Raw genomic sequence first — 23121 nt, 5'->3', positions numbered from 1 at the left:
CCAGGCTAAGGGCTTGCAGATCATCAACACGCTGTCTCGATCATGCTGTTGGGGTCGCCGCTCAGGGTTCGAACCCGAGCCTGGAGGGCTGTGGGGGTGGAGGGCGGGGTGGCCGCCGACGGGATGACGATGCTGTGCGCAGTGAGCAGTGTCCCGATCTTCAGCAGGGGCGGGCGGCCGCGCTTGACGTCGCCGTCGACGGCCGAAGCGGGTCACTCGCTCAGGGAGGTGTCGCGGCGGCTGGGGATCGCTGCGGACACGGTCCGCACCTGGCGGCGGCGGTTCCTCGAGCGGGGCATGGACGGCCTGTCCGACGAGCCGAGGCCCGGTGTCCCGCGGAAGATCACCGACGCGGACGCCGAGCGGGTCATCGTCAAGACGCCGGAGGAGAAACCGAAGAACGCCACCCACAGGGTTCGGCCGCTCGTGCGGCCGGCCGTTGTCGGCTGCACAGCCGGTCGCGTGGTGCCGAGTCGCGCGACGGGCTCGCGCCGAAGAGCGTGCGGTGCTCGTACAGGCGGGCCGGGAACGGTCGGCCAGTGCATCTGGATCGGCGGATCGTCCTCCTCGGATCACGCCACTCCGTCCTCCCACCACCAGAACTGCGACCCGTACGCGTACTGGATTCGGCTGTCGACGTGCTGCCAGGAGACGGAGTAGGTCTCCAGCCCGGAGAAGCCGCAGGTCTCGGCGATGCGGTAGACGGACAGCGTGGACAGCCCGGAGACCACCACGTCGGCGGCGACGCCATAGGTGTGCATGCTGTTGGAGGCACCGCCCACCGAAGCGTTGTACGAGGTACTGCGGAAGCCGGAGTTGACGGTGACGGCCCGGTCGCCGCCCTTCTTGCGCAGCGCCTCCAGCTTGTACATCAGACGCCGGACGTTCTCCTTGACCTGGGTGGCGGAGACGTTGCCGCCGCCGAAGCCGGCGCCGTCGTGTGAGGAGAACTCGCTGAAGTCGAAGTGGGCGGTCGAACCGTCCCCGCTTTCCAGGGCGTTGAGCTGCACCTGGGTCGCCGGGCCGGCGATGCCGTCCGCCGTGAGCCCGTAGGCGCTCTGGAAGCGCTTGACCGCCGCCAGTGTGCCCGGCCCGAAGTCGCCGTCGACGGCGACGTACGTCTGCTGGGCGCTGTCGGCGGCCCAGCCGGCCACCCGGATCTGCAGTTCGGTGACCGCGGCGCCGGTCGAGCCCTGGGAGAGGGTGCCGGGCCAGCTGTAGGCGGACGCCGGGACGGCGGTGGTGAGGCCCAGCAGGCCGGCGGTTCCGGCGGCGGCGGAGATACCGAGGGCGCCGCGCAGGAGGTCCCGGCGGCCTGGGTGGGGACGGGGTGAGGTGGTCATGGCGGACTGACTCCTTCGGTGAGGTTCAGGAGGTGACGAGGGCACGCCAGGTGAGCGGGCCCACGATGCCGTCGGCGGTGAGACCGCGGGCGGACTGGAAGGCCACCACCGCGGTGTAGGTGTTGGTGCCGAAGGCGCCGTCCACCGTCAACGAGGCTCCGGCAGCGTTGAGTTCGCTCTGCACGGCGGAGACCGCTGCGCCACTGTCGCCCTTTCGCACGGTGACGGCGAGCTGGGCCCAGGTGAGCGGCCCGACGATCCCGTCCGCCTCCAGCCCGTTGGCGGACTGGAACGAGAGCACCGCGTCGTGGGTGGCGGTGCCGAAGTCGCCGTCCACGGCAAGGGCGGCCCCGTGGGCGTTCAGCAGGTACTGGACCGTCTTCACGGTCTGCCCGGTGGCGCCCTTCGCCACGGTCGGCCAGGCGGGGGTGGTGGATGTGCCGCCGCCCAGGGCGAGCGCCTCGAGCTGGGCCGCGGTGCCGTTGAAGACGTCCTGGTCGCCGGGGAAGGTGCCGGAGTCGGCGTACTGCCAGATCGTCTGGGCGCTCCAGCCGGCCGGGAGGGCGCCCACGCTGCTCGCGTACCGGGCGATCCACAGCGGGTTGGTGGCGGCGAAGGCGGAGCTGTTGCCGGTGCAGGCGGTCCACCAGCTGGTGGTGGTGTAGATCATCGGATAGCGGCCGGTGAGGGCGTACATTTCGGTGCTGAAGGCCTTGATCCAGGAGACCATGGCGGCCGTGCTCAGCCCGTAGCAGGTGGCGCCGTAGGGGTTGTACTCGATGTCGAGGGCAGGCGGCAGGGTGGTGCCGTCGGCGGTCCAGCCCCCGCCGTGGCGGAAGAACCAGTCGGCCTGGGCGGCGCCGCCGGAGACGTCCGGAAGCGCGAAGTGGTAGGCCCCGCGGATCAGTCCGGCCGTGTGGGCGCCGTTGTACTGCTGGCTGTAGTAGGGGTTGGTGTAGCTGACCCCTTCGGTCGCCTTGACGTAGGCGAAGGAGGCGCCGTCGGCGGCGACTGACGCCCAGACGACGTCACCCTGGTGGGAACTCACGTCCAGACCCAGCGGGTTGGCTGCCGCCGTCGCCGCAGCCTCGACGCTGTCCGCGGTGGCGGCCTCGGCCGCAGCGGAGACGGACCCGGCCAGGGACACCCCGGCCCGGGCGCCACCGTGCGGGGGAGCGCCCGGGGAGTCTTTGCTACCGGCGGCGAGGGCGGAACCGGGTGCGCCGAACAGCAGGAGCAGCAGCACACCGAGCGGCATGGCCAGGAACGCTCCGGTGCGACGGCGGGTGGAGGTGGTCAGGGGGGCAACCTGTCTTCTGCGCCAGGGCATGGGAGTGCTCCGGATCTGCGGGGAGGACGACGGTTACGACGTGAGCATGACAGGCATCCTAGAAGTGAACCGCCTTACGGGGAAGGGCGATCGACCCCGAAATCTACGCGCAGAGATTCCTCCTCCCCGACACCCCGGGGTATCGGGTCGGGCATGCTGACGGTGCGCGGACAGTGCGCGGCGCCCGCGAGGCCACCCGCGCCCGGCCGGGGCTCACCGGCCGGGGCTCACCGGCCGGGGCGGGATGAGGCGCCGGGCGAGTGCGTGCCCGGGGTAGGCGCATAGCCATTCAGGCCGGTCGTCGTGGAGATGCGCAGTGGGTGCGGCCGTTGTCAGTCGGCGATGTTCACTCCGTATCGACGGCCCGAGCCGGCTGGAACCGTGCCGAGCCACTCGCCGAGCGTCAGCGTCGGCTGGCCATGGGCACGGAGACGCGGTCGCTGGGACATGGCGGGACTCGGGCTCGTCGACCGTGCGGCCGGAGGCCGGGGGGCACGGTTTCGTGTGTGGCTGGCCGAACTGGTGCCCGCGCAGGGCTCGTTGAGGCGAGTCCGCCGAGCGGGTGGAGGTCGGAAGAAGGCGACAGAACGCGACCCGGGATCGCGGTGCAAGGGGAAGCCGAAGCCCTCGAACCGGTAGATGGGCAGGAGCGCCGAACAGATGATCATGTAGCTGGTGGTGCCGTCACCGTCCAGGGCGACCAGGAGGGAGAGCGCGGCGGTGCCGACGACGATCCGCAGGGGGTCGCCCTGGGAGGCGCGGATGATCCAGGCCGATATCGGATCGAAGAGCTTCACCTCCGTCATCAGGCCGAAGTAGGGGACCGCGAACAGGAGCAGGGCCGCGGTCGCGGCTACGTACCGTGAAGCGGTTTCGTGGGAGCGACGGGTGCTCCGGTGGTGCGTACGCCCTGTGCGGTCGATGCGACGGGGCGCCGGAGCGGAGGCGGCGCGTGCGCGAGGACGGACCCGAGGGGCGCTCGGGAGTCTCGACGGGGCGTGCCCGATGAACCGAAAACCGGTGTACCGGTTGGCCGGTAGGTAACTGGAGACCCGGCTGATCGTCAAGAGCCGAGGCGGCGGCCGTCACCTCCGGCGGTCACCGTCCGTAGAGCGCCGCCGGGTTGTCCACGAGGATGCGTCGCAGGTCGGACGAAGGAGACGTGTGTTGTCGGTGCCGTACGGGCTGGGCTGGACCAGCACGGTGCGGCTGATCCCCAGGTGCCGGTGGAGTGCCCGCAGGTCGGCGGGGAGCGCGTCGGGCGGCAGGTAGCCGCGGTCGGCCGCGTACGGGTAGCGGTCGGCGGGATCGAACAGGTGTACGTGGGTGTCGCAGGCGCCGTCCGGGAGTGCGGGACCGGGGCTGTGCCGGACGCCGAGAACCTGGACGGTGCGGGGGTGTGCCGGTGCGGGCATGCTGACTCCTCGCGCGAGCTGGGGAAGGGGTGGCGGACGTGCCGCGCTCGGACGGTACTCCCGGTCCCCTTTTGGTACAACGCTCTTCCAAAAAACCAAACGATGTGGTTAACGTATCCCCAGCGGTGACGTGCCGGGGGCGCGGCGCGATCACCGTCCGCTCCGGCGATCACTCGCCCTGGACGGTCCGGGACGGCCGCCCCGTATCTCCGTCAGCGACGTCGCCCCATCCCCTCTGAGCCGCCTTGAGGACGCCCTATGTCCGACCTCCCCAGCTCCGCCTCCGCCGAGCACGCGTCCTCGCGCGCACCTGCCGCGGACGAGCGGAACTCCGCCGATGCCGCGGCGGACCACCGGCCCCCACGCCTGTGGGACCGGTGCATGGACTTCGACATCGGCATCGTGCCGCTGCCGGTGTTCGTGGTGCTCGCGGCGCTGGTCGCCGGCCTCGCCGCCACGCACCACATCACCGGCGAACTCGCCGTGGTCATCGGGATCATGGCGGTCTTCGCCTTCGCCCTGGCCGAGATCGGCAAGCGGCTGCCCGTCCTGCGGACCATCGGCGGAGCCGCGGTCTTCGTGAGTCACACTCGCCCACGGCGTCACCCCGCGCCTCCAGCAGGGCTCGCGGTTCGTCTACGACTTCTGCCTGGCCGCCATGGCCTTCCCGATGCTGTTCACCTTCAGCGCCACCCAGACCCCCTGGCAGACCCTGATCGAGGGCTTCTCCCCGGCTCCCCTGCTCACCTGCGTCCTGACCGTGTGCGCGATGGTCGCCACGGGATTCCTCGTCGCCCGCCGCGTCGGACTGCACCCCGCCGAGACCGCCCTCGTCACCGCGACGCACAGCGGCATGGGCGGCGCGGGCGACATCGCCATCCTCACCGCGGCCGATCGGATGCGGCTCATGCCGTTCGCCCAGATCGCCACCCGCATCGGCGGCGGCCTCACCGTCGCCCTGGCCCTCGTGGCCGCCCACACCGTCGGCCTGTGACCCCCCTTATGAAGGCACCACGTGAACATCCTCGTCCTGCCCGGCGACGGCATCGGCCCCGAGATCACCGCGGCCACCCTGGACGTGCTCGGCGCCGCCGACAAGCAGCTCGGGCTGAACCTGACGTACGAGACCCACGACATCGGTTTCGCGTCGCTCGCCGCATCCGGTTCGACCCTGCCGGACGCCGTACTGGAACGCGTCCCGCAGGCCGACGGCGTGCTCCTCGGCCCGGTCTCGCACCTCGACTACCCGCCCCGCGCCGAGGGCGGCGTCAACCCCTCGGCCGAACTGCGCACCCGCTTCACGCTGTACTCCAACATCCGCCCCTGCCGCTCCCATCCGGACCTGAGCATCCTGCGCGACCCGATGGACCTGGTCATCGTCCGGGAGAACACCGAGGGCTTCTCCTCGGACCGCAACATGGTCGCGGGCGCGGGGGAGTTCATGCCCGACGAGGACTCCGCGTTCTCGATCCGCAAGGTCACCGCGAAGGCCGGCGAACGGGTCGCCCGGACCGCGTTCGAGCTGGCCCGCGCCCGCCGCAAGAAGGTCACGGCCGTCCACAAGGCCAACGTGGTCAAGCTGTCCGACGGACTGTTCCTGCGCGCAGTGCGCAAGGTGGCCGCCGACTTCCCCGACGTCGAACTCGAAGAGCTGATCGTGGACGCCACCGCCGCGCTGCTCATCCGCAGCCCGCGCCGGTTCGACGTCATCGTCACCACCGACATGTTCGGCGACATCCTCTCCGACGAGGCCTCCGAACTCTCCGGCAGCCTGGGCCTCGGCGGCTCCGTCAACGCCTCCGACACCCTGTGCGTCGCCCAGGCCCAGCACGGCTCCGCCCCCGACATCGCCGGCCAGGGCGTCGCCAACCCCACCTCCCTGATCCTGTCCGCCGCGATGCTCCTGGACTGGCGCGGCCGGCGCGACGGCGACGACCTGCTCCAGCGGGCCGCCGCCCTGATCACCGGCGCCGTGGACACGGTGCTGGACAACCCCGCCACCCGTACCCGCGACATCGGCGGCACCCTCGGCACCGCCGACTTCGCCGCCGAGATCCGCCGCACCATCGAGCACACGGGAGAAACCGCCTGATGATCGTCTCCAACGACCCGGCCACCGGCACCGAACTCGCCCGCTACACCCCGCAGCCACCGCAGGAGGTCGACGCCGTCCTCGACGCGGCGGCCGCCGCCCAGGCCGACTGGCGCCGACGCGACCTCACCGAGCGCACCCCGCTGCTGCGGGAGATGGCCCGCGTCCTGCGCGAAGGCCGCGACCACTACGCGGCGCTGATCACCGCCGAGATGGGCAAGCCGATCACCGAGGCGCGCGCGGAGATCGAGAAGTGCGCCATGACCTGCGACTACTACGCCGAGCACGCCCCGGCCCAGCTCGCGGACCGGCCCGTCGCCTCGAACGCCACCGAGAGCGCCGTCGTCTACGACCCGCTGGGCGTGGTCCTCGCCGTGATGCCGTGGAACTACCCCTTCTGGCAGTTCTTCCGCTTCGCCGCCCCCGCTCTCGCCGCCGGCAACGGCACCCTGCTCAAGCACGCCAACAACGTGCCGCAGTGCGCCCTCGCCGTCGAGGAGGTCGTCCGCAAGGCCGGCGCCCCCGAGGGCCTGTGCCGCACCCTCCTCATCGAGGTCGACCAGGTCGCCGGACTCATCGCCGACCCGCGCGTCGCGGCCGTCACCCTCACCGGGTCCACCGAGGTCGGCGCGATCGTCGCCGCCCAGGCCGCGGCCGTACTGAAGAAGCAGGTCCTCGAACTGGGCGGCTCCGACCCGTTCATCGTGCTCGCCGACGCCGATGTCGCGGCCGCGGCCGCCACCGCCGTCAAGGCCCGCTACGTCAACGTCGGCCAGTCCTGCGTCAACGCCAAGCGGTTCATCGTCGAGGAGACGGTGGCCGACGCGTTCGTGGCGGCGTTCACCGAGGCCGCGGCGGCACTGAGGGTCGGCGACCCGACCGACCCGGACACCGCGATCGGCCCGATGGCCCGCGGCAACCTCCGGGACACCCTGCACGACCAGGTCCGCCGCACCCTCGACGCCGGAGCCGTCCTCGCCCTCGGCGGCGAGGTCCCCGACGGCCCGGGCTGCTACTACCCGCCGACCGTCCTCGACCACGTGACGCCCGGCATGGCCGCCTTCGACGAGGAGACCTTCGGCCCCGTCGCCGCCATCACCCGCGTCGCCGACGCCGACGAGGCGGTCGCCCTGGCCAACCGGACCGAGTACGGCCTCGGCGCCGCCCTGTGGACGACCGACCTGGACCGCGCCCGTCGGCTCACCCGTGTCCTCGACGCCGGCGCCGTCTTCGTCAACGGCATGGTCGCCTCCGACCCGCGCCTGCCCTTCGGCGGCATCAAGAAGTCAGGCTACGGCCGTGAACTCGGCGCCGAGGGCATCCGCGAGTTCGTCAACACCAAGACCGTCTGGATCGGCCCCGCCGCCTGACCACCCCCCACCGGCCCACCTGGAGAGACACCGTGCACGACCACCCCACCGACGAGCCCTGCTTCGCCTCCTTCCCGCCCGCCGTGCTGCGCCCGGCCGAGCTGACCGCCTTCAGCCGCGGCGGCGGCGCCCGCACCATCCCCCTGGTGACCAAGGCGGCCGGCGCCGAGGTCTTCCTCACCGGTCAGACCCTCTTCGACGGCGGCGCGGGCATCGCCCTGCACACCCACAACTGCCCGGAGTCCGTCACCATCCTCGAAGGCGACGCCATCGTGGAGATCGACGGCACCGAGCACCATGTGACCCGCTTCGACACCACGTACGTCCCCGCCGGCATGCCCCACCGGTTCCGCAACGCCTCCGCCACCGAGCCGATGCGCATCCTGTGGATCTACGCCACCGTCGACGCCACGCGCACCATCGTCGAGACGGGCGTCACCGCACGGGTCGACGCCGAGCACGCCAAGGCCGCCGCCGACCATCGCGGCTGACACCAGGAAGAAGCACCACGTGATCACCGAGATCGCCCAGATCGACGTCCACCCGGGCCAGGAGCAGGAGTTCGAGGAGGCCGTCGCCAAGGCCCTGCCGTACTTCCTCGCCGCCGACGGCTGCGACGGGGTCGAGCTGCACCGCAGCGTCGAACACCCGTCGCGCTACCGGCTGATGGTCCGCTGGGAGACCGTCGAGCACCACACCGTCACCTTCCGCGGCTCCGAGAACTTCGCCCGGTGGCGGGCCCTGGCCGGACCGCACTTCGCCGCTCCGCCGCAGGTCGAGCACGTACACTCCGTCCTTGCACCATGACGTCGGGGGCCGGGACCGACCGGGTCCCGGCCGGCCCAGGCCGGTTCCGGCCGGTTCCGTCCCACGCGGAGGCACCAGAGGATGACAGCGCCCACGGGCCGAGGCCCCACCCCGCTCACCCGCCGGACGGCCGCCCGCATCGTGGAGCACATAGCGACGAACGGGCTGCCCGTCGGCACCCGCCTGGTCGAACGTGCCCTGGCCGAACAGCTGAAGGTGTCCCGCTCGCCGGTCCGCCAGGCCCTGCGGCTGCTGGCGGACGAAGGCGTGGTGGTCGCCGCCGAGCGGGGTGGCTACACCGTCGCCCTCACCGGCCCGGACCTGACCGAAGCGTCGCTGTTCCCGACGACGGAGGACGCCACCGAGGACGTCTACCTGCGCATCGCGGCCGACCGCCTCGACGGCCGGCTCCCCGACCGGGTCACCGAGAACGCCCTCGCCCGCCGCTACGACCTCATGCCCGGACAGCTCGCCCACGTCCTGCGCCGCGTCGCGGTGGAGGGCTGGATCGAACGACTCCCCGGATACGGCTGGGAGTTCCAGCCCATGCTCACCTCGATGGACGCCTACCGGGACAGCTACCGCTTCCGGCTCACCATCGAACCCGCCGCCATCCTCGAACCGGGCTTCGTCCTCGACCGCGAGGCCCTCGAAACCGTCCGCGCCCAGCAACAGGGCCTGGCCGACGGTGAGGTCCACACCATCGGCAACGCCCAGCTGTACGACCTCAACAGCCGTTTCCACGAAGTCGTCATGGCGTGCAGCCGCAACTCCTTCTTCATCGACTCCCTGCGCCGCGTCGACCGTCTGCGCCGGCTCATCGAGTACCGGCGCTCCCTCCAGCGCGACCGCGCCGCTCTGCGCTGCGCCGAGCACGTGCGCCTCGCCGATCTCCTGCTGGCCGGAGAGCGTGCCGAGGCAGCGGCCTTCCTGCGCCGACACCTGTCGTCCGTGGGCCGGGAGAAGACGGGCAGCGGGACGGACGGGGCCGACTGACGGAGCGTCCGGCGGGGTGGGACGGCACGGGGTGCCGGTCCCTGCGGGACGCGGCGATCACCGCGAGCGCCCGGACTGTTGAGAACCGCACGGCCCACCGGCGCGATCGCGTGGCAGTGGACTACGAGATGCTCTCAGCGCGCGGCACCGTCCGCAGCCGCTGGACCCGCAGCGCCGACGGCCCACGCTCACCCTGCGCGTGACCGTCCCGGCCACCGCGACGGCCGAGATCCACGTCCCCACCGGCAAGCCCGCCTCCGTACGCCTCGGGGGCAAGCCCGCCCGGACGTCCCGGGAGGCGTCGTACCTCGGCCACGGGGACGGCTACGCCCGGTTCTCGGTCCCGGCGGGCGAGTACGACCTACACGTCGGAACTCTGACGAACTGCCGCCGGACCGCGGCCGGGAGGGGGTCCCGGGACCTCTCCAGGCCCGCCGCTCCGATGGCTCGAAATGTTCCTTGTCCAAGGCATTGCCGACGTACAGCGAACCGCTTACGGTGAGGGCCGTCACCGCGTAGATCGGTCTACGGGGTGCAGCGAGCGGCGGGGCGAGCCGTGTTCCCCGCCTCCCGGGAGGCGTCGATGAAGATGCGTCAGACAGCGCGGAGCCAAAGCCTCCGGTGCGGTGCCGGCGGAGGGGTGTGCCCGCACACCCGGCCGCAGCCCGGTCCGTACCCGGGCCGGTCCGTGCACCGGACGCCTGCCCGGACCGCCCTGCCGCGCCGACGAGCCGTGGCCGAGCCGCTGCTCTGACCCGTCCCCCACCCCGCTTCCCCGCCTTTTTCTCCGCTCTCCCTCCCGCGGACCCGCCCCGGCCCGCCAGGACGTCCTCTCCTCATCCCTGTGCGGTGGACGACCGCATGATTTTGAAACGTTACAAGGAGGCATCGTGTCCGAAAGGCAGACACCGCGAACGGCGAGCCGCCGCCGGCGAAGAGGCGCCGCGATCGTCGCGTCCGCCGTGCTGATCACGGTCATGCCGGCCACCGCCGGCACCGCGACGGCGGGCAACGCCGCGGCCACGGACTGCTCCAAGGCGCCGTGGACGGACACCCGGAAGTCCGCCGACCAGCGGGCCAAGGCGCTGCTCGCCGCCAGCACCCGGCACCAGATCTACCGCTGGCTCGTCGAGCAGCCCGCCAACAGCCCCACCCAGACCGACTTCCAGGGCGTGACCTACCCGGTGCAGGTCTCCTGCACCCCGACCGTCACCTACACCGACGGCCCCGAGGGCGTGCGGTCCGTCGAGGGCGTCACCGCCTTCCCGGCACAGATATCCCTGGCGTCGGGCTTCAACGAGGACACCGCCTACGCCAAGGGCAAGGCGATGGGCAGCGAGTCCTTCGACAAGGGCAAGAACGTCATCCTCGGCCCGGGCGTCGGCGGCGGCCGCACCGCGCTCGCCGGCCGGACGCCGGAGTACTTCGGTGAGGACCCGGTCGTCAACGGCGTCCTCGCCGGCGCCCAGGCCCGCGGCATCGAGAGCAACGAGGACAAGCCGGTCCTGGCCGACCTCAAGCACTACGTGGCCAACGAGCAGGAGACCGACCGGCAGACCAGCTCCTCCAACATGGACGAGCGGACGTACAAGGAGATCTACGAACTCCCTTACGGCATCGCCCTGTCGGAGGGCGACCCCGAGAGCGTCATGTGCTCGTACAACCAGATCAACGGCGTCTACGCCTGCGAGAACGAGCTGCTCGACGAGAGCCTCAAGGACGAACTCGGCTTCGAGGGCTACGTCATGAGCGACTACGGCGCCGTCCACTCCACCGCCGCCTCCCTCAAGGCCGGCCTCGACCAGGAGCTGAACCGGCCGATCCACTACACGCCGGAGAAGCTCGACGCCGCCCTCGCCGCCGGCGAGATCACCCAGGCAGACATCGAGCGGGCCGCGCTGCGCGTCGTCCGCTCCTACATCGACGGCGGCCTCTTCGACCACGTGCCGGCCGACGAGCCCGTCGCGGACGTGTCGACGCCCGCCCACAAGGCGCTGGCCCGGCAGATCGCCGAGGAGGGCTCGGTGCTGCTGAAGAACAGCGGCGACACCCTCCCGCTCGACAAGCGCAGCGGCAAGACCCTCGCCGTCATCGGCTCGGTCGCCGCCAACGACCCCGGCTCCGGCATGACGGCCAGGCAACTGTGCAGCCTGCCGCTGAACTTCGGCGGCACCACCAGCGGCCGCAACACCATGGCCTGCGAGGACATGGTCGCCCCGCTCGACTCCCTCACCGAGCGCGCCGCCGAGCTCGGCATCGAGGTCGTCCACGACGACGGCAGCGACGCGGAGCGCGCCGCCGAGGTCGCCGCCGACGCGGACGTCGCCGTGGTCTTCGGCTACAAGCAGGTCGGCGAGTTCTCCGACCCGAAGGACCTCGGCCTGGACGCCGGCGGCGACGCGCTGATCAGCGCCGTGGCCGACGAGAACCACTCGACCGTGGTGGTGCTGGAGACCGGCACCGCGACCACCATGCCGTGGCTGTCGAAGGTCGACTCCGTGCTGGAGACCTGGTACCCGGGCGAGCAGGCCGGTCCCGCCATCGCCTCCCTGCTCTTCGGTGACGTCAACCCCTCCGGCAAGCTCCCCATGACCTTCCCCGAGTCCGAGGAGCAGCAGCCCGCCGACACCGAGGAGCAGTACCCGGGCGTCGTCCCCGAGGGCGAGACCATCCGCCAGGTCGAGTACAGCGAGGGCCTCGAGGTCGGCTACCGCTGGTACCAGGCGCAGGACGAGGAGCCCCTCTTCGACTACGGGTACGGCCTGTCCTACACGGACTTCGACGTCTCCGGGGCGAAGGTCTCCACCAACGGCAAGAACGGCCTGACCGTCCAGTTCAAGGTGACCAACACCGGCAAGCGCGCCGGCACCGAGGTCCCGCAGGTCTACCTGGAGCTGCCGCGCAGCGCGGACGAGCCGTCGGCGCGGCTCATCGCCTGGGACCGGGTCTCCCTGAAGGCCGGCCAGAGCCGATCCGTCACGATCGAGCTGACGCAGGAGCAGGTCGACACCCGGCACCTGACCCAGTACTACGACGACGACCGTGACGCCTGGCGCACCCCGTCGGGGACCTTCACCGCGCACGTCGGCACGTCCTCGGACACCACGCTGTCCACGAAGTTCACCCTCGGCAAGCGCTGACCGTCCCGGCCCACACCGCCCGTCCGCGGACGAGCGGTGTGGGCCGCAGCAACCGACCGACGGCAACGAGGAACTGGGTCCGCTCACGGTGGAGACCAGGGACGGCGGGGCCCTGCCGGACCGGCAGAACATCGCCGGCCTGGGGGACAGGTCGGGGAAGTCGACGTACCGCACCACCGTCGACCTGGACAAGTCCGTCGTGCGGAACGGCGGAGCCACCCTCGACCTGGGCACGGTCAACGGCACGTACACCGTCGAGCTCAACGGACGGGCCCTGCCGAAGGCTGACCTCGTCGACGCCCCGGCCGTCGCCCTGACCGGCTGGGTGAAGGCCGGCCGGAACGTCATCGAGTGCACGTGGCGACGTTGCTCGGCAACGCCGCGTACGACGCGAAGCAGTCGTACGGGCTCGTCGGTCCCGTCGTCGTCCGGCCGTACGCGGAGAAGACCGTCGCCGAGGGGCGGCGCTGAGCGTACGGACACCACTGTGAGACGCTGACCGCCACCGGCCGGGCCCCCGGCCGGCAGCACAGCGCCTCACCGAGCCCCGGGCGCCCCGGATCCCCCGGGGGCGCCCGGGGCGCCTTGCGGACCGCGCGGCCGGTGGGGAAGGCTGCGCTGACGGTGATCGCACGGGAGGGACCACGTGTCGCAGGCCAGCAGTCGGCGCCGGTCGGTCACGATCCAGGACGTGGCACGGGCGGCCGGGGTGTCGCGGGCGGCGGTGTCCAAGGTCATCCGGGACGCCTCGGGGGTCAGCCCCGCGATGCGCGCCCGGGTCAACGCGGCCATCGAGGAGCTGAACTACCGGCCCAGTGTGGCCGCGCGGTCCCTGCGCGGGTCGAGCTACACCCTCGGCCTGGAGGTCCCGCACCTCGGCAACCGGTTCCTCACCCAGATCGTCGACGGTGCCCTCCAGGCGCTGGAGGGCACCCGGTACCAGCTCGTCATCGCCCCCGCCGACGGCCGCGAGGGGTACGGCGCGATCGAGGCGCTCGCCGACCGCCAGGTCGACGGCATCGTCGTCGTCTCGCCCCGGGTGGACGCCGACTGGCTGGAGCGGCTGGCGACCGGGGTGCCGGTGGTGATGCTCGGGCGGCACGACCGTTCCGCGCGGTACGACACCGTTGTCGGCGACGACGTCGCCGGCACCCGGCAGGTCATGGAGTACCTCCTGGGGCTCGGGCACCGGCGGGTCGTGCACCTCACCGAGGAAGCGGCGGTGACCGCGCCCGGCACCGGCAGCCCGCACGCGCTGCGGCTGCGCGCCTTCGAGGAGGCCGTGCGGGCCGCGGGCAGCCCCGAGCTGGCACGGGTGGTGCGCACCGGCCAGACCGAGGAGAGCGCCCGCGCCACGATGAACGACCTGCTCTCCCGACACCCTTGGCCCACGGCGGTGTTCGCCGGCCACGACCAGCTCGCCCTGGGCGCGCTCGCCGCCCTGGTGGAGCACGACGCCGGCCGGGAGATCTCCCTCGTCGGCTACGACAACACCGACCTCGCCGCGCATCCGGCGATCTCGCTGACCTCCGTCGACCAGCGGGGCCCCGAGATGGGCCGGCGGGCGGTGGCGATGCTCCTCGAACGCATCGAGGGCCGCGACGAACCGCAGCACCACGTCGTCACACCGTCACTGGTCGTCCGGGACAGCAGCGGCCCGCGACCGGTGGACAACCCTGAGTTCAGGACGAGTTGCGCTCGACCAGCCGCGGCGGGAACACCAGCCGCCGGTGCGTGTGACCTTCCCGGTCCTCGTCGATGAGCAGCTCGGCCGCGGCCTTCCCCAGGTCGTACCCGCCGACGTGCACCGAGGTGAGCGGCACACCCGCGGTCGCCGCCGAGTGGATGTCGTCGTACCCGACGATCGCCAGGTCGTCGGGGACCCGCAGCCCCGCCCGGAACGCCGTCTGCATGACACCCAGCGCCAGCAGGTCGTTGGCGCAGAACGCGGCGGTGACGCGCTCGCTCGCGGTCAGCAGTTGCTCCCCGGCCCGCCGCCCCTGGTCGACGGTGAACGCGGTGGTCTCGACGACCTGGAGCACGTCGGAGGGCCGCCCGGCGCGCTCCAGGGCCTGCCGGCTGCCCGCGAGCCGGTCCTGGGACTGGCGCATGTTCATCGGTCCGGTGACGAACGCGATCCGCTGATGCCCGCGGGCCAGCAGGTGCGTGATGGCCGCGTCCGCCCCGGCCACGTCGTCGACCGCGACGGAACACACGTCGGGATAGGTGTCGGCGTTGTCGAGCAGGACGACCCGCAGCCCCCGCTCCCGGACGCTCTCCAGCCAGCCGCGGTTGAGGTCGGCGGGCGTGATGAGGACCCCGGTGGCGTGCTGCTGGGCGAGCTGCTTGAGGTACCGCTCCTCCTTGTCGGCGAGCACGTCGCTGTTGCACAGCATCACGGTCCGGCCCTCGGCGTGCAGCAGGTCCTCGGCGCCGCGGGCCACGTCGGTCAGGAACGGGTTGCGGACGTCGAAGACGACCAGGCCGACGACGCTGCCGCCGCGGCTGCCCGAGAGCTGCCGGGCGGCCAGGTTGGGGACGTAGCCGAGGACGTCGATGGCGTCCTCGACCCGTTCCCGCGTGGCCCGCGCCACCTTGTCCGGCCGGTTGAGGACGTTGGAGACGGTTGCGATCGAGACTCCGGCGCGCAGCGCGACGTCTTTGATCCCGACGGTGTTCATCCCCATGAGCCCTTCAGACGGCCGCCTGGCGGGCGGTCGGTTGTAACGCTTCAACCCTGGACCGACATCGTATCCGCCGGGTCCGGCTGCTTCCCCCGAGCCGGCCAGGGCACCTCGAAGCGGTGGGTGCCGCTGCCGACAGTAGTGGCCAGACCGGGCAGGTCGATGTCGGCGGTGGTGTTCGGCGGGACCGTGGCCGTCACCGTGAGCGTGCCGCCGTCCAGCCGCCACCCCGCCTCGGCCGTCCCGTAGGGCGTGAGGTGGCGGGCGTCGGCGCGGGTGAGGCGACCGCCGGGACGCGGGGCGATCCGCAGCCGCCGGTAACCGGGGGCGGCGGGCGCGAGGCCGGCGACGACACGGTGCAGGAAGTCGGCGACCGCGCCGAGCGCGTAGTGGTTGAACGACGTCATCTCACCCGGGTTGACGGTCCCGTCCGGCAGCATGCTGTCCCAGCGCTCCCACACCGTCGTCGCGCCCTGCGTGACCGGGTACAGCCACGAGGGGCACTCCCGCTGGAGGAGCAGCCGGTAGGCGGTGTCGTCGTGGCCGGTGTCGCTCAGCGCGTCGCACACCTCCGGCGTCCCCGCGAAGCCGGTGGCGATGCGGTGGCCGTCCTCGCCGACCAGCTCCGCGAGCCGCTCGCCGGCCGTGGCGCGGGCCGCGGCGTCCGGCAGCAGGTCGAAGCGGAGCGCCAGCGCGTACGCCGTCTGCGTGTCGGACGTCATGCGCCCCTCGGCGGTGACGAACGCCCGCAGGAACGCGGCGCGGGCCTCGTCGGAGAGGGTCCGGTAGCGCGACTCGTCGGCGTCCTCGCCGAGTTCGGCGGCGATCAGCGCGAGGACGCGCGCGGAGCGCGCCAGGTAGGCCTGCGCCACCAGGTAGGGGTCGGTCCGCGCCTGCCAGGGGTCCTCCGGCGGCGAGGCCGGGTCGAGCCAGTCACCGAGCTGCTTGCCGTGCCGCCACACCCCGTCCTCGCCGCGCTGGGAGGCGACCAGGTCGACCCACGCCCGGGCACTGGCGTACTGGGCGCGCAGCACACCCCGGTCCCCGAAACGCTGGTACAGCGTCCACGGCACCAGCACGGCCGCGTCCCCCCACAGCGCCGCCGCCCACGCCGGCGTCCACTCCGGTACGGGGATGGCGGGCACGATGAAGGGGACCGTGCCGTCGGCGTACTGGTCGTGCGCGAGGTCCGCCAGCCACGAGGTGAGGAAGCCCGCGCAGTCGTACAGGAAGGACGCCGTCGGGCCGAAGACCTGGATGTCACCGGTCCAGCCGAGCCGCTCGTCGCGCTGCGGACAGTCGGTGGGCACGTCGACGAAGTTGCCGCGCATGCTCCAGCGGACGTTCTCGTGCAGGCGGTCGAGCAGCGCGTCGGACGAGGAGAACCAGCCGGTGCGGCGCATGTCGGTGTGGAGCACCTGGGCCGTGACGTCGAGGGGCGCCCGGTCCTCGGGCCAGCCGGTGACTTCCACGTACCGGAAGCCGTGGATCGTGAAGCGGGGCTCCCACTCCTCGACCGAGCCGCCGCCCTTGAGGACGTAGGTGTCGGCGGACGTGGCGTGGCGCAGCGGCCGGGTGTACAGCTCGCCGTCCTGGAGCACCTCGGCGTGGCGCAGGGTGATGGTCGTGCCGGCACTGCCCGTGACGCGGATCCGGACCCGGCCGGCGATGTTCTGCCCGAAGTCCAGGACGCGGCGCCCGCTGGGTGAGGTGAGCACGGCCTCCGGCGCACGGCTCTCCACCCGGCGCACCGGCTGCCCGGGCGGCGCGCACAGTGTTCCGGCGTCGAACTCGACGCGCTGCACGCCCTGCCAGCCCGAGGCGTCGAAGCCGGGACGGGACCAGCCGGGCAACTCGGCGCGGGCGTCGTACCGTTCGCCCTCGTACAGTCCGGCGAACGTGATGGGCCCGTACGCGGCGCGCCAGCGTTCGTCGGTGTCGACCACGACCCGGCTGCCGTCGGCGCACTCCACCTCCAGCTGCGCGAGCAGCCCGGTGTGCCGGCCGTAGTGGCAGGTCTTGCCGCCGTGGATGCCGAACCGGCCGCTGAACCAGCCCTCGCCGAGCCACGCCCCGATGGCGTTGGAGCCCTCCGTCAGCAGGGCGGTCACGTCGTGCGTCGCGTAGCGCAACCGGTGGTGGTAGCTGCTCCAGCCCGGGGCGAGGACCTCGTCGCCGACACGCAGACCGTTGATCTCCGCCTCGTACAGACCGTGGGCGGTGATGTAGAGGCGGGCGCGCACGACCGGGGCGGGCAGCTCGAAGGAGGTGCGCAGCAGCGCGGGCCGGGTCAGTTCGGGCACGGCCGGCGTGATCATGGTGGCGGTGACATCACCGGGGGAGAGCAGGCCGGCCTCGACGGCGAGCGCCGGGCTCCAGCCGGAGCGGGTGCCGTCGGCGCCCCAGACCCGGACGCGGACCGTGCGGCGCTCCCGGGAGGCCAGCGCGGGGACCTCTTCGGGCCATGCCACGAGGACGGACTCGCCGCTCTCGACGCGGCCGCTGCTGCACGCCGGTCCGTCCTCCGGGGAGATCTCCACTTCGTATGCGGTCTGGAGCCATCCGTCCGGCGCGGACTCCGTCACCCAGGAGAGTCTGGGGCGGGCCTCACCGATGCCGAGACTGCCGCCGTGGTGCTCGGCGGTCGGCGCGGCCACCACCACGGACGTATCGGCAGGTGGATTCTCGGGCATGGAGCGGCTCCTGTTCTGTCGACCGGGTGGCTGGGCCGGTCACGGGGTGCGTCTGAAGCGCGTGAAACGCTTCAATCGCCGAACCGGGCACACGGTAAGGATGCTTGCGCGGCCACGTCAAGCAGTGCGGCGCTCCTGAATACGCAGGTCATGTGCGGAGCGATGCGTCAAGGGGGCCGACGCCACGGTGTCCGGTGTCCGGAACGGACGCCGAGAAAATAGTGAACCCACTCTTGACACGACTCCGGGCTGAACCTAGTTTCTGGCCATAATTTGAAGCGTTTCAGCTTCGTTAACGCATCATCGTGGCGGCACAACGGCGCGCCGCGTGACTCGATGGAGAGCCAGATGGCCACTGTGGCGACCAGCCCTTTCCGCAAGCACCGGGACGGGCCTCCCGGGAAGGAGCCGGGCCCGGGCGGCGGGAGTTCCCGTACCACGCGCAACCGGGCCCCCTGGTGGTTCGTCCTGCCGGCCCTGGTCTTCTTCGCCTTCGTGGTCCTCGTCCCCAGCGTGCAGGGCGGCTGGTTCGCCTTCACCGACTGGGACGGCATCAGCCCCGTCAAGCACTTCGTGGGGCTGGACCAGTTCCGGGCCCTGTGGGAGGACACGGCGGCCCGGGACGCGGTGGGCACCACCCTGCTGGCCGCGATCGCCATCACGGTCGTGCAGAACGCCGTCGGCCTGCTCCTCGCCCTCGGCGTCAACGCCCGCATCAAGTCCCGCACCATCCTGCGCGTCTTCTTCTTCGCGCCGGCCGTGATCACCCCGGTGGTCACCGCGTACCTCTGGAAGTACCTGTACGCACCGGAGGGCGCGATCAACGCCCTGCTGAAGGCCGTCGGGCTCGACGCGCTGACGCAGGACTGGCTCGGTGACCCGGACATCGCGCTGTGGTCGGTGGTCGCCGTGGTCATCTGGCAGTTCGCCGGCTACTCCATGGTCATCTTCCTCGCGGGCCTCCAGTCCATCCCCCAGGAGATCCACGAGGCGGCGGCGATGGACGGCGCCGGCCCGGTGCGGCGGTTCTGGTCCGTCATCCGGCCGATGCTCGCCCCGGCCATCACCATCAACCTGATGCTGTCGATCATCGGTGGCCTGAAACTGTTCGACCAGGTCTGGGTGATGACCCAGGGCGGTCCCGGCGGCGCCACGGACACCCTGTCCACCGTCATCTACAAGCAGGCGTTCCAGTTCAACAAGTACGGCTACAGCATCGCCATGGGCCTGGTGCTGACCCTCTTCGTGATCGTCGTCAGCGGCCTGCAGTACTTCTACCTCAGCCGCCAGGAGAAGAAGACCTCATGAACCGCTACACATGGCGTACCGGCATCCTCGAAGCGGTCATGATCGTGGTCGCCCTCCTCTTCGCCTTCCCCCTCTACGTCCTGCTCTCCATGGCCCTGCGCGAGGAGGGCGACGACGCCTCGCCGATCTCCCTGCCGTCCAGCCCCACGCTCGGCAACTTCGGCGACGCGTGGCGGCAGGCGGGTCTCGGCGCGGCCATCACCAACAGCATCCTGGTCACCGTCGGCAGCGTCGCGCTGATCGTCGCCCTGGCCGCGGCGGCGGCCTATCCGCTGGCCCGGTCCACCCGGTACTGGTCCCGCGGTGTCTTCGGCCTGTTCATGCTGGGGCTGCTGCTGCCGTTCCAGCTCGCGCTGATCCCGCTGTACCAGACCATGCGCGATCTGAACCTGCTGGGGAACCCGCTGGCGCTGGTCATCTTCTACACCGGCCTCCAGCTGCCCTTCTCGATCTTCATGTACACCGGGTTCCTGCGGTCCCTGGACCCCGGTTACGAGGAAGCGGCGCTCATGGACGGCTGCGGTCCCGTGCGCGCCTTCGTCAGGGTCGTCTTCCCGCTGATGCGGCCCATCACCGGCACCGTGGTCATCCTCAACGTCATCTTCGTCTGGAACGACTTCCTCACCCCGCTGCTGTACCTCAGCGGATCGGGCCGGCAGACCATCCCCGTCGCCCTGTTCGGCTTCGTGGGCCAGTACGTCTCGCAGTGGCCCATGGTCTTCGCCGGGCTCATCATCGGCATCCTGCCGGTGCTGATCGCCTACTTCCTGATGCAGAAGCGCATCATCCAGGGCTTCGCCGGCGGCCTGAAGGGCTGACCACCCCTCCGGCACTCCACCCTTCCCCCCGCTCGTCGTCCGAGCCGCCCGTACGGCGTCACATGCCCGGCGTCGGCCGTGCACCACCCCTCCTTCCCGTCCCTTGGAGCCGTCATGAGAGCAACCCGTCCCCTCGCCGCCGCCTTCTCCGTCCTGTGCCTCGCGGCCGCCACCGCCGCGTGCAGCTCCGACGCCGCCACCGGTGGCAGCGGTGACGGCGACACCCTGCGCATCGCCGCCAACTCCACCGACCGCACCCCGATGGACGCCGTCGTCAAGGCGTTCGAGAAGGCCAACCCGGACATCGAGGTCGACGTCACCTACGCCGACACCGACCAGCTCCAGTCGACGCTGCGCACCCAGCTCTCCTCGGGCACCGCGCCGGACGTCTTCACCGTCTGGCCCGGCAACGGCAACCCGGCCGCGGTCCAGGTGCTCCAGAAGGGCGGCTACCTCGCCGACCTGAGCGACTACGGCTTCGTGTCGGACATCGCCGAGGGCGACAAGAGCGTCACGCAGGTCGACGGCAAGACGTACATCGTGCCCGTCACCTTCAACGGCATCGGCGCCATCTACAACAAGGAGACGCTGGCGGAGATAGGCGGCACCGAGCCGAAGACCTGGGACGACGTCCTGGACCTGTGCAAGAAGGCGCAGGACCACGACAAGGTGCTGCTGGCCCTCGGCAACCAGACCACGTGGGTCACGCAGCTCGTCGACTACGCGCTCGCCGCGACCACCGTGTACACGAAGGACGCCGACTTCGACGAGCAGCTCAGCGCGGGCGAGGCCACCTTCGCCGGCTCCGCCTGGAAGGACACCCTCCAGCAGTACCTCGACCTGAACGAGGCGGGCTGCTTCACCAAGAACCCGAACGGCACCAGCTACGAGACGTCCCTGTCCGACGTCGGCTCCGGCAAGGCCGTCGGCGTCGTCCAGGTCACCACCAGCATCCCGCAGGTGCAGAAGGAGGCCGGCGACGCCGAGCTGGGCATGTTCGCCCTGCCGGCGTCGAACGACGCGGACGCCACCCGCATCCCCGGGGCCGTCTCCGCCGCCTACGGCCTGAACGCCGCGAGCAAGAACGGGGCCGCGGGCAAGAAGTTCATCGAGTACCTGGCCTCGCGGGACGGCCAGAAGATCTACGCCGAGGAGGGCGGCACCCTGCCGGCCCTGCCCAACGACTCCTTCGAGGCGGACCCGGCCCTGGACGTCCTGATCGACCTCCAGCAGGACGGCAGGACCATCCCGTTCATGGACCAGCGCTGGCCGAACCCGGAGGTGCAGCAGGCGCACTTCACCGCCGTGCAGAAGCTGTTCTCCGGTGACGCCACCGTCGACGAGGCGCTGAAGAGCATGGACGACGCGGTCGAGACCGAGTGACCGACCCCCTCCGGGGCCCGACGGTCTTTCCCGTCCGTCTCCCCTGACGGGTGCCTTCCGACTCGGAGTGGGTAGGCAGCGCGTGACGGGCCGGGGGGGCTCGGGCCGGCCGGGGAGGAGCACAGGTAGGGCGTCAGTCGTCGTGGTGCACGGGATCTTCAACACCGATCTGCTACGCCGGAACCCCCCGGGGATGCGCAGTCGGACCAGGCGCCCGCCGGCTTCGACGACCTGGACGAGCGGCAGGCCGAGGGGGCGGCGGAATGGCTCACCGCCGCCGGCGCGGTGGTCCGCGAGGACGCGATGAACCTCGGCCTGGCTCCGGCGGCATGGCTGCTCGGCAGGCTGGTCGACGAGCGTGGTGGACGGTTGGCCCAGTGGCTGCGCGACCGGACCGTCGAGCGGCTCCAGCGCGTCATCGTCGCGAACCTGACCGAGGCGGAGGCCTACGGCGCCTGGCCGGAGCGGCGGAACCTGGTGCGCGAGCGGGTGGCGGCAGCGATCCGCCGCACGGAGCCCAGGGTCGTGATCGCGCACTCGCTCCGCTCGTACCTCACCTACGAGACCCTGCGAGGGATCGACGGTGATGGTGGCGTCCGGGGCGTCGCTGGTCCGGTTCCGTATGCATACTCCCGCCGTCTGAAGCACGTGAAGAAGAGTGCCGACGAGCCGGGGTACGACGGGGTGCAGACCCCCAACGCCCCGGCGTCGGACAGGAGGCGGCGGCGGAGACCCGGCAACGGTCCGGGGCGGCGCTCGCGTTCGCTCCGCCGGGGACTGGTCACGGGGCCTCGAAATTGGTCACGGCCAGCGCCTTGTCCACCCGAGCGGCGGCCAAGTCGTCGTGGCGGATCACAAAACGCGTGTAGTACTCCTCGTAGACCCGGGCTTCACTGGCGAGCGATATCCATTCGCTCGCCAGCCGGTGCTTTTCCTTCTCCAGGTGGGAATACCATGTGGCGATCGGGATGGCTGGGATCTTTCCTGCCCTCTCGCGTTCCGTGAGGGTCTGCTCCGCAATGCTGTTGATCACCTCATCATCGGCATACCCGCCGATGACCACGCCGGCGCCAGACGGCCAGAGGTCGTGGGCCAGAGCCCGAAGTTCGTCCAGGTGCGGCAGGTCACGCTCCATGTACCGGGCCAACTGCTGCTGGAAGGGCGACATGTCCACCCAATCGAGATCCTCCCAGAACTCGTGCCAGTCCTCGTCGCCCTCCTGGAGCCAAAGGGGCAGTTCGGCTCTGAGCTCGGCGCTGACGTCGAGCCGCTCGCGGACACACTGGGAGCTGGGGGCTTCCACGACCGCGGTTTCGGCGCCGTCCGGTACGTACACGACTCGCGCGTACCTCCCGGAACTGTCCTCATGGTCCATCTCCTGGTTCACGAAGAAGAGCAGCGTCCCGTCCGCCGGCAGGTCGAAGCCGTCGACTCTCGGCAGCGCCCCACAATCGACGGAAAGAAGCAACGGCAACGGAATGTCCCCGGCGGACGGCCACTGCATGCCCACCGGCAGCCGGGGCAACCCACCGAACTGCCCGACCGGAGAACCACCGCCCACGGACAATCCGATCGACAAACGAAGGTGCTGGCTGAATCCGCTGATCTCGTCGCCCGGGATACCCAGCTCAAGCGCTGCCCGATGAAACTCTCCCTGATGATCCATGCCCGAGAAGATAAACCCTTTCCAACCCGGCTGTGCTGTCGGGGTGTTGGTGGGCATGGGCTGTACGTGGTGGAGC

At 71.3% G+C, this 23121-nt stretch carries 19 protein-coding genes and 1 pseudogene; 13 read left to right on the top strand and 7 right to left on the bottom strand.

Annotated features, from left to right (window positions below; all coding sequences use genetic code 11):
- Positions 1 to 42 precede the first annotated feature (42 nt).
- Entirely contained in the window at positions 43 to 660 is a 618-nt protein-coding gene (locus tag ACFYWQ_RS16515) for a helix-turn-helix domain-containing protein (protein ID WP_389516984.1), read from the top strand.
- Here the strand turns inward: ACFYWQ_RS16515 and ACFYWQ_RS16510 are convergent.
- The 4 genes from ACFYWQ_RS16510 to ACFYWQ_RS16495 form a co-directional block, all read right to left on the bottom strand.
- On the bottom strand, positions 573 to 1343 hold the full coding sequence (locus ACFYWQ_RS16510; protein ID WP_389516982.1) for a D-Ala-D-Ala carboxypeptidase family metallohydrolase: 771 nt from the start codon (positions 1341 to 1343) through the stop codon (positions 573 to 575). The two genes, ACFYWQ_RS16515 and ACFYWQ_RS16510, sit on opposite strands and share 88 nt — an antisense overlap.
- Before the next feature lie 25 nt (positions 1344 to 1368).
- On the bottom strand, positions 1369 to 2673 hold the full coding sequence (locus ACFYWQ_RS16505) for a GH25 family lysozyme (protein WP_389516980.1): 1305 nt from the start codon (positions 2671 to 2673) through the stop codon (positions 1369 to 1371).
- A 332-nt stretch (positions 2674 to 3005) separates the two neighbouring features.
- Entirely contained in the window at positions 3006 to 3740 is a 735-nt protein-coding gene (locus ACFYWQ_RS16500) for an SLC13 family permease (protein WP_389516978.1), read from the bottom strand.
- An 18-nt stretch (positions 3741 to 3758) separates the two neighbouring features.
- Positions 3759 to 4088 (bottom strand): amidohydrolase family protein, encoded by a 330-nt coding sequence (locus ACFYWQ_RS16495; RefSeq protein WP_389516976.1) that lies wholly within the window; start codon positions 4086 to 4088, stop codon positions 3759 to 3761.
- A gap of 258 nt (positions 4089 to 4346) precedes the next feature.
- Here ACFYWQ_RS16495 and ACFYWQ_RS16490 point away from each other — a divergent pair.
- From ACFYWQ_RS16490 to ACFYWQ_RS16450, 9 genes and pseudogenes are all read left to right on the top strand, one after another.
- Positions 4347 to 4610 (top strand): annotated as a pseudogene (locus tag ACFYWQ_RS16490) (hypothetical protein); the annotation flags it as partial.
- 136 nt (positions 4611 to 4746) lie between these two features.
- The gene (locus ACFYWQ_RS16485; RefSeq protein ID WP_389516974.1) at positions 4747 to 5082 is read left to right on the top strand and encodes a 2-hydroxycarboxylate transporter family protein; all 336 of its coding nucleotides are present in this window, start codon (positions 4747 to 4749) and stop codon (positions 5080 to 5082) included.
- A 21-nt stretch (positions 5083 to 5103) separates the two neighbouring features.
- Positions 5104 to 6180, top strand: coding sequence for an isocitrate/isopropylmalate dehydrogenase family protein (locus ACFYWQ_RS16480; RefSeq protein ID WP_389516972.1), 1077 nt, complete (start codon positions 5104 to 5106; stop codon positions 6178 to 6180).
- Positions 6180 to 7550: an NAD-dependent succinate-semialdehyde dehydrogenase gene (locus ACFYWQ_RS16475; protein ID WP_389517440.1), complete on the top strand. Its 1371-nt coding sequence runs from the start codon at positions 6180 to 6182 to the stop codon at positions 7548 to 7550. Before ACFYWQ_RS16480 ends, ACFYWQ_RS16475 begins: the two co-directional genes overlap by 1 nt.
- 32 nt (positions 7551 to 7582) lie before the next feature.
- A complete protein-coding gene (locus ACFYWQ_RS16470) occupies positions 7583 to 8041 on the top strand; it encodes a cupin domain-containing protein (protein WP_389516970.1) in 459 nt (152 codons plus the stop codon).
- Between the two features lie 19 nt (positions 8042 to 8060).
- Positions 8061 to 8357, top strand: coding sequence for an antibiotic biosynthesis monooxygenase family protein (locus ACFYWQ_RS16465; RefSeq protein WP_389516968.1), 297 nt, complete (start codon positions 8061 to 8063; stop codon positions 8355 to 8357).
- Positions 8358 to 8438: 81 nt separating this feature from the next.
- Positions 8439 to 9353, top strand: coding sequence for a GntR family transcriptional regulator (locus tag ACFYWQ_RS16460; protein ID WP_389516966.1), 915 nt, complete (start codon positions 8439 to 8441; stop codon positions 9351 to 9353).
- A gap of 890 nt (positions 9354 to 10243) precedes the next feature.
- On the top strand, positions 10244 to 12493 hold the full coding sequence (locus ACFYWQ_RS16455; protein WP_389516964.1) for a beta-glucosidase: 2250 nt from the start codon (positions 10244 to 10246) through the stop codon (positions 12491 to 12493).
- A gap of 646 nt (positions 12494 to 13139) precedes the next feature.
- Positions 13140 to 14255 (top strand): LacI family DNA-binding transcriptional regulator, encoded by a 1116-nt coding sequence (locus tag ACFYWQ_RS16450; RefSeq protein ID WP_389516962.1) that lies wholly within the window; start codon positions 13140 to 13142, stop codon positions 14253 to 14255.
- Here ACFYWQ_RS16450 and ACFYWQ_RS16445 read toward each other — a convergent pair.
- Positions 14176 to 15174: a LacI family DNA-binding transcriptional regulator gene (locus ACFYWQ_RS16445; protein ID WP_389516960.1), complete on the bottom strand. Its 999-nt coding sequence runs from the start codon at positions 15172 to 15174 to the stop codon at positions 14176 to 14178. The genes ACFYWQ_RS16450 and ACFYWQ_RS16445 overlap by 80 nt on opposite strands.
- Positions 15175 to 15224: 50 nt before the next feature.
- Positions 15225 to 17870, bottom strand: coding sequence for a family 78 glycoside hydrolase catalytic domain (locus ACFYWQ_RS16440; RefSeq protein WP_389516958.1), 2646 nt, complete (start codon positions 17868 to 17870; stop codon positions 15225 to 15227).
- A 348-nt stretch (positions 17871 to 18218) separates the two neighbouring features.
- Between ACFYWQ_RS16440 and ACFYWQ_RS16435 the strand changes: the two genes are divergently transcribed.
- The 3 genes from ACFYWQ_RS16435 (at position 18219) to ACFYWQ_RS16425 (ending at position 21379) form a co-directional block, all read left to right on the top strand.
- Positions 18219 to 19178 carry a carbohydrate ABC transporter permease gene (locus ACFYWQ_RS16435; RefSeq protein ID WP_389516956.1) on the top strand — a complete coding sequence of 320 codons (960 nt, stop codon included), beginning with the start codon at positions 18219 to 18221 and terminating at the stop codon, positions 19176 to 19178.
- Positions 19175 to 19996, top strand: a complete 822-nt coding sequence (locus tag ACFYWQ_RS16430; RefSeq protein ID WP_389516954.1) for a carbohydrate ABC transporter permease — start codon at positions 19175 to 19177, stop codon at positions 19994 to 19996. The genes ACFYWQ_RS16435 and ACFYWQ_RS16430 overlap by 4 nt, the downstream gene beginning before the upstream one ends.
- Before the next feature lie 114 nt (positions 19997 to 20110).
- Positions 20111 to 21379 carry an extracellular solute-binding protein gene (locus ACFYWQ_RS16425; protein ID WP_389516951.1) on the top strand — a complete coding sequence of 423 codons (1269 nt, stop codon included), beginning with the start codon at positions 20111 to 20113 and terminating at the stop codon, positions 21377 to 21379.
- A gap of 781 nt (positions 21380 to 22160) precedes the next feature.
- Here the strand turns inward: ACFYWQ_RS16425 and ACFYWQ_RS16420 are convergent.
- The gene (locus ACFYWQ_RS16420; RefSeq protein WP_389516948.1) at positions 22161 to 23102 is read right to left on the bottom strand and encodes a DUF1963 domain-containing protein; all 942 of its coding nucleotides are present in this window, start codon (positions 23100 to 23102) and stop codon (positions 22161 to 22163) included.
- Positions 23103 to 23121 lie beyond the last annotated feature (19 nt).

Origin of the sequence: Streptomyces sp. NPDC003247, assembly GCF_042888135.1 — a bacterium.
GTDB lineage: Bacteria > Actinomycetota > Actinomycetes > Streptomycetales > Streptomycetaceae > Streptomyces.
The sequence above is the reverse complement of the archived record's forward strand: the minus strand, read 5'-3'. Positions and strand labels throughout refer to the sequence as shown.

Bases quoted from the DNA above. Each gene is read 5' to 3' on its own strand.
- ACFYWQ_RS16515 (WP_389516984.1), top strand. From the start codon at position 43: ATGCTGTTGGGGTCGCCGCTCAGGGTTCGAACCCGAGCCTGGAGGGCT.
- ACFYWQ_RS16510 (WP_389516982.1), bottom strand. From the start codon at position 1,343: ATGACCACCTCACCCCGTCCCCACCCAGGCCGCCGGGACCTCCTGCGC.
- ACFYWQ_RS16505 (WP_389516980.1), bottom strand. From the start codon at position 2,673: ATGCCCTGGCGCAGAAGACAGGTTGCCCCCCTGACCACCTCCACCCGC.
- ACFYWQ_RS16495 (WP_389516976.1), bottom strand. From the start codon at position 4,088: ATGCCCGCACCGGCACACCCCCGCACCGTCCAGGTTCTCGGCGTCCGG.
- ACFYWQ_RS16485 (WP_389516974.1), top strand. From the start codon at position 4,747: ATGGCCTTCCCGATGCTGTTCACCTTCAGCGCCACCCAGACCCCCTGG.
- ACFYWQ_RS16475 (WP_389517440.1), top strand. From the start codon at position 6,180: ATGATCGTCTCCAACGACCCGGCCACCGGCACCGAACTCGCCCGCTAC.
- ACFYWQ_RS16460 (WP_389516966.1), top strand. From the start codon at position 8,439: ATGACAGCGCCCACGGGCCGAGGCCCCACCCCGCTCACCCGCCGGACG.
- ACFYWQ_RS16445 (WP_389516960.1), bottom strand. From the start codon at position 15,174: ATGAACACCGTCGGGATCAAAGACGTCGCGCTGCGCGCCGGAGTCTCG.
- ACFYWQ_RS16440 (WP_389516958.1), bottom strand. From the start codon at position 17,870: ATGCCCGAGAATCCACCTGCCGATACGTCCGTGGTGGTGGCCGCGCCG.
- ACFYWQ_RS16435 (WP_389516956.1), top strand. From the start codon at position 18,219: ATGGCCACTGTGGCGACCAGCCCTTTCCGCAAGCACCGGGACGGGCCT.
- ACFYWQ_RS16430 (WP_389516954.1), top strand. From the start codon at position 19,175: ATGAACCGCTACACATGGCGTACCGGCATCCTCGAAGCGGTCATGATC.
- ACFYWQ_RS16425 (WP_389516951.1), top strand. From the start codon at position 20,111: ATGAGAGCAACCCGTCCCCTCGCCGCCGCCTTCTCCGTCCTGTGCCTC.
- ACFYWQ_RS16420 (WP_389516948.1), bottom strand. From the start codon at position 23,102: ATGCCCACCAACACCCCGACAGCACAGCCGGGTTGGAAAGGGTTTATC.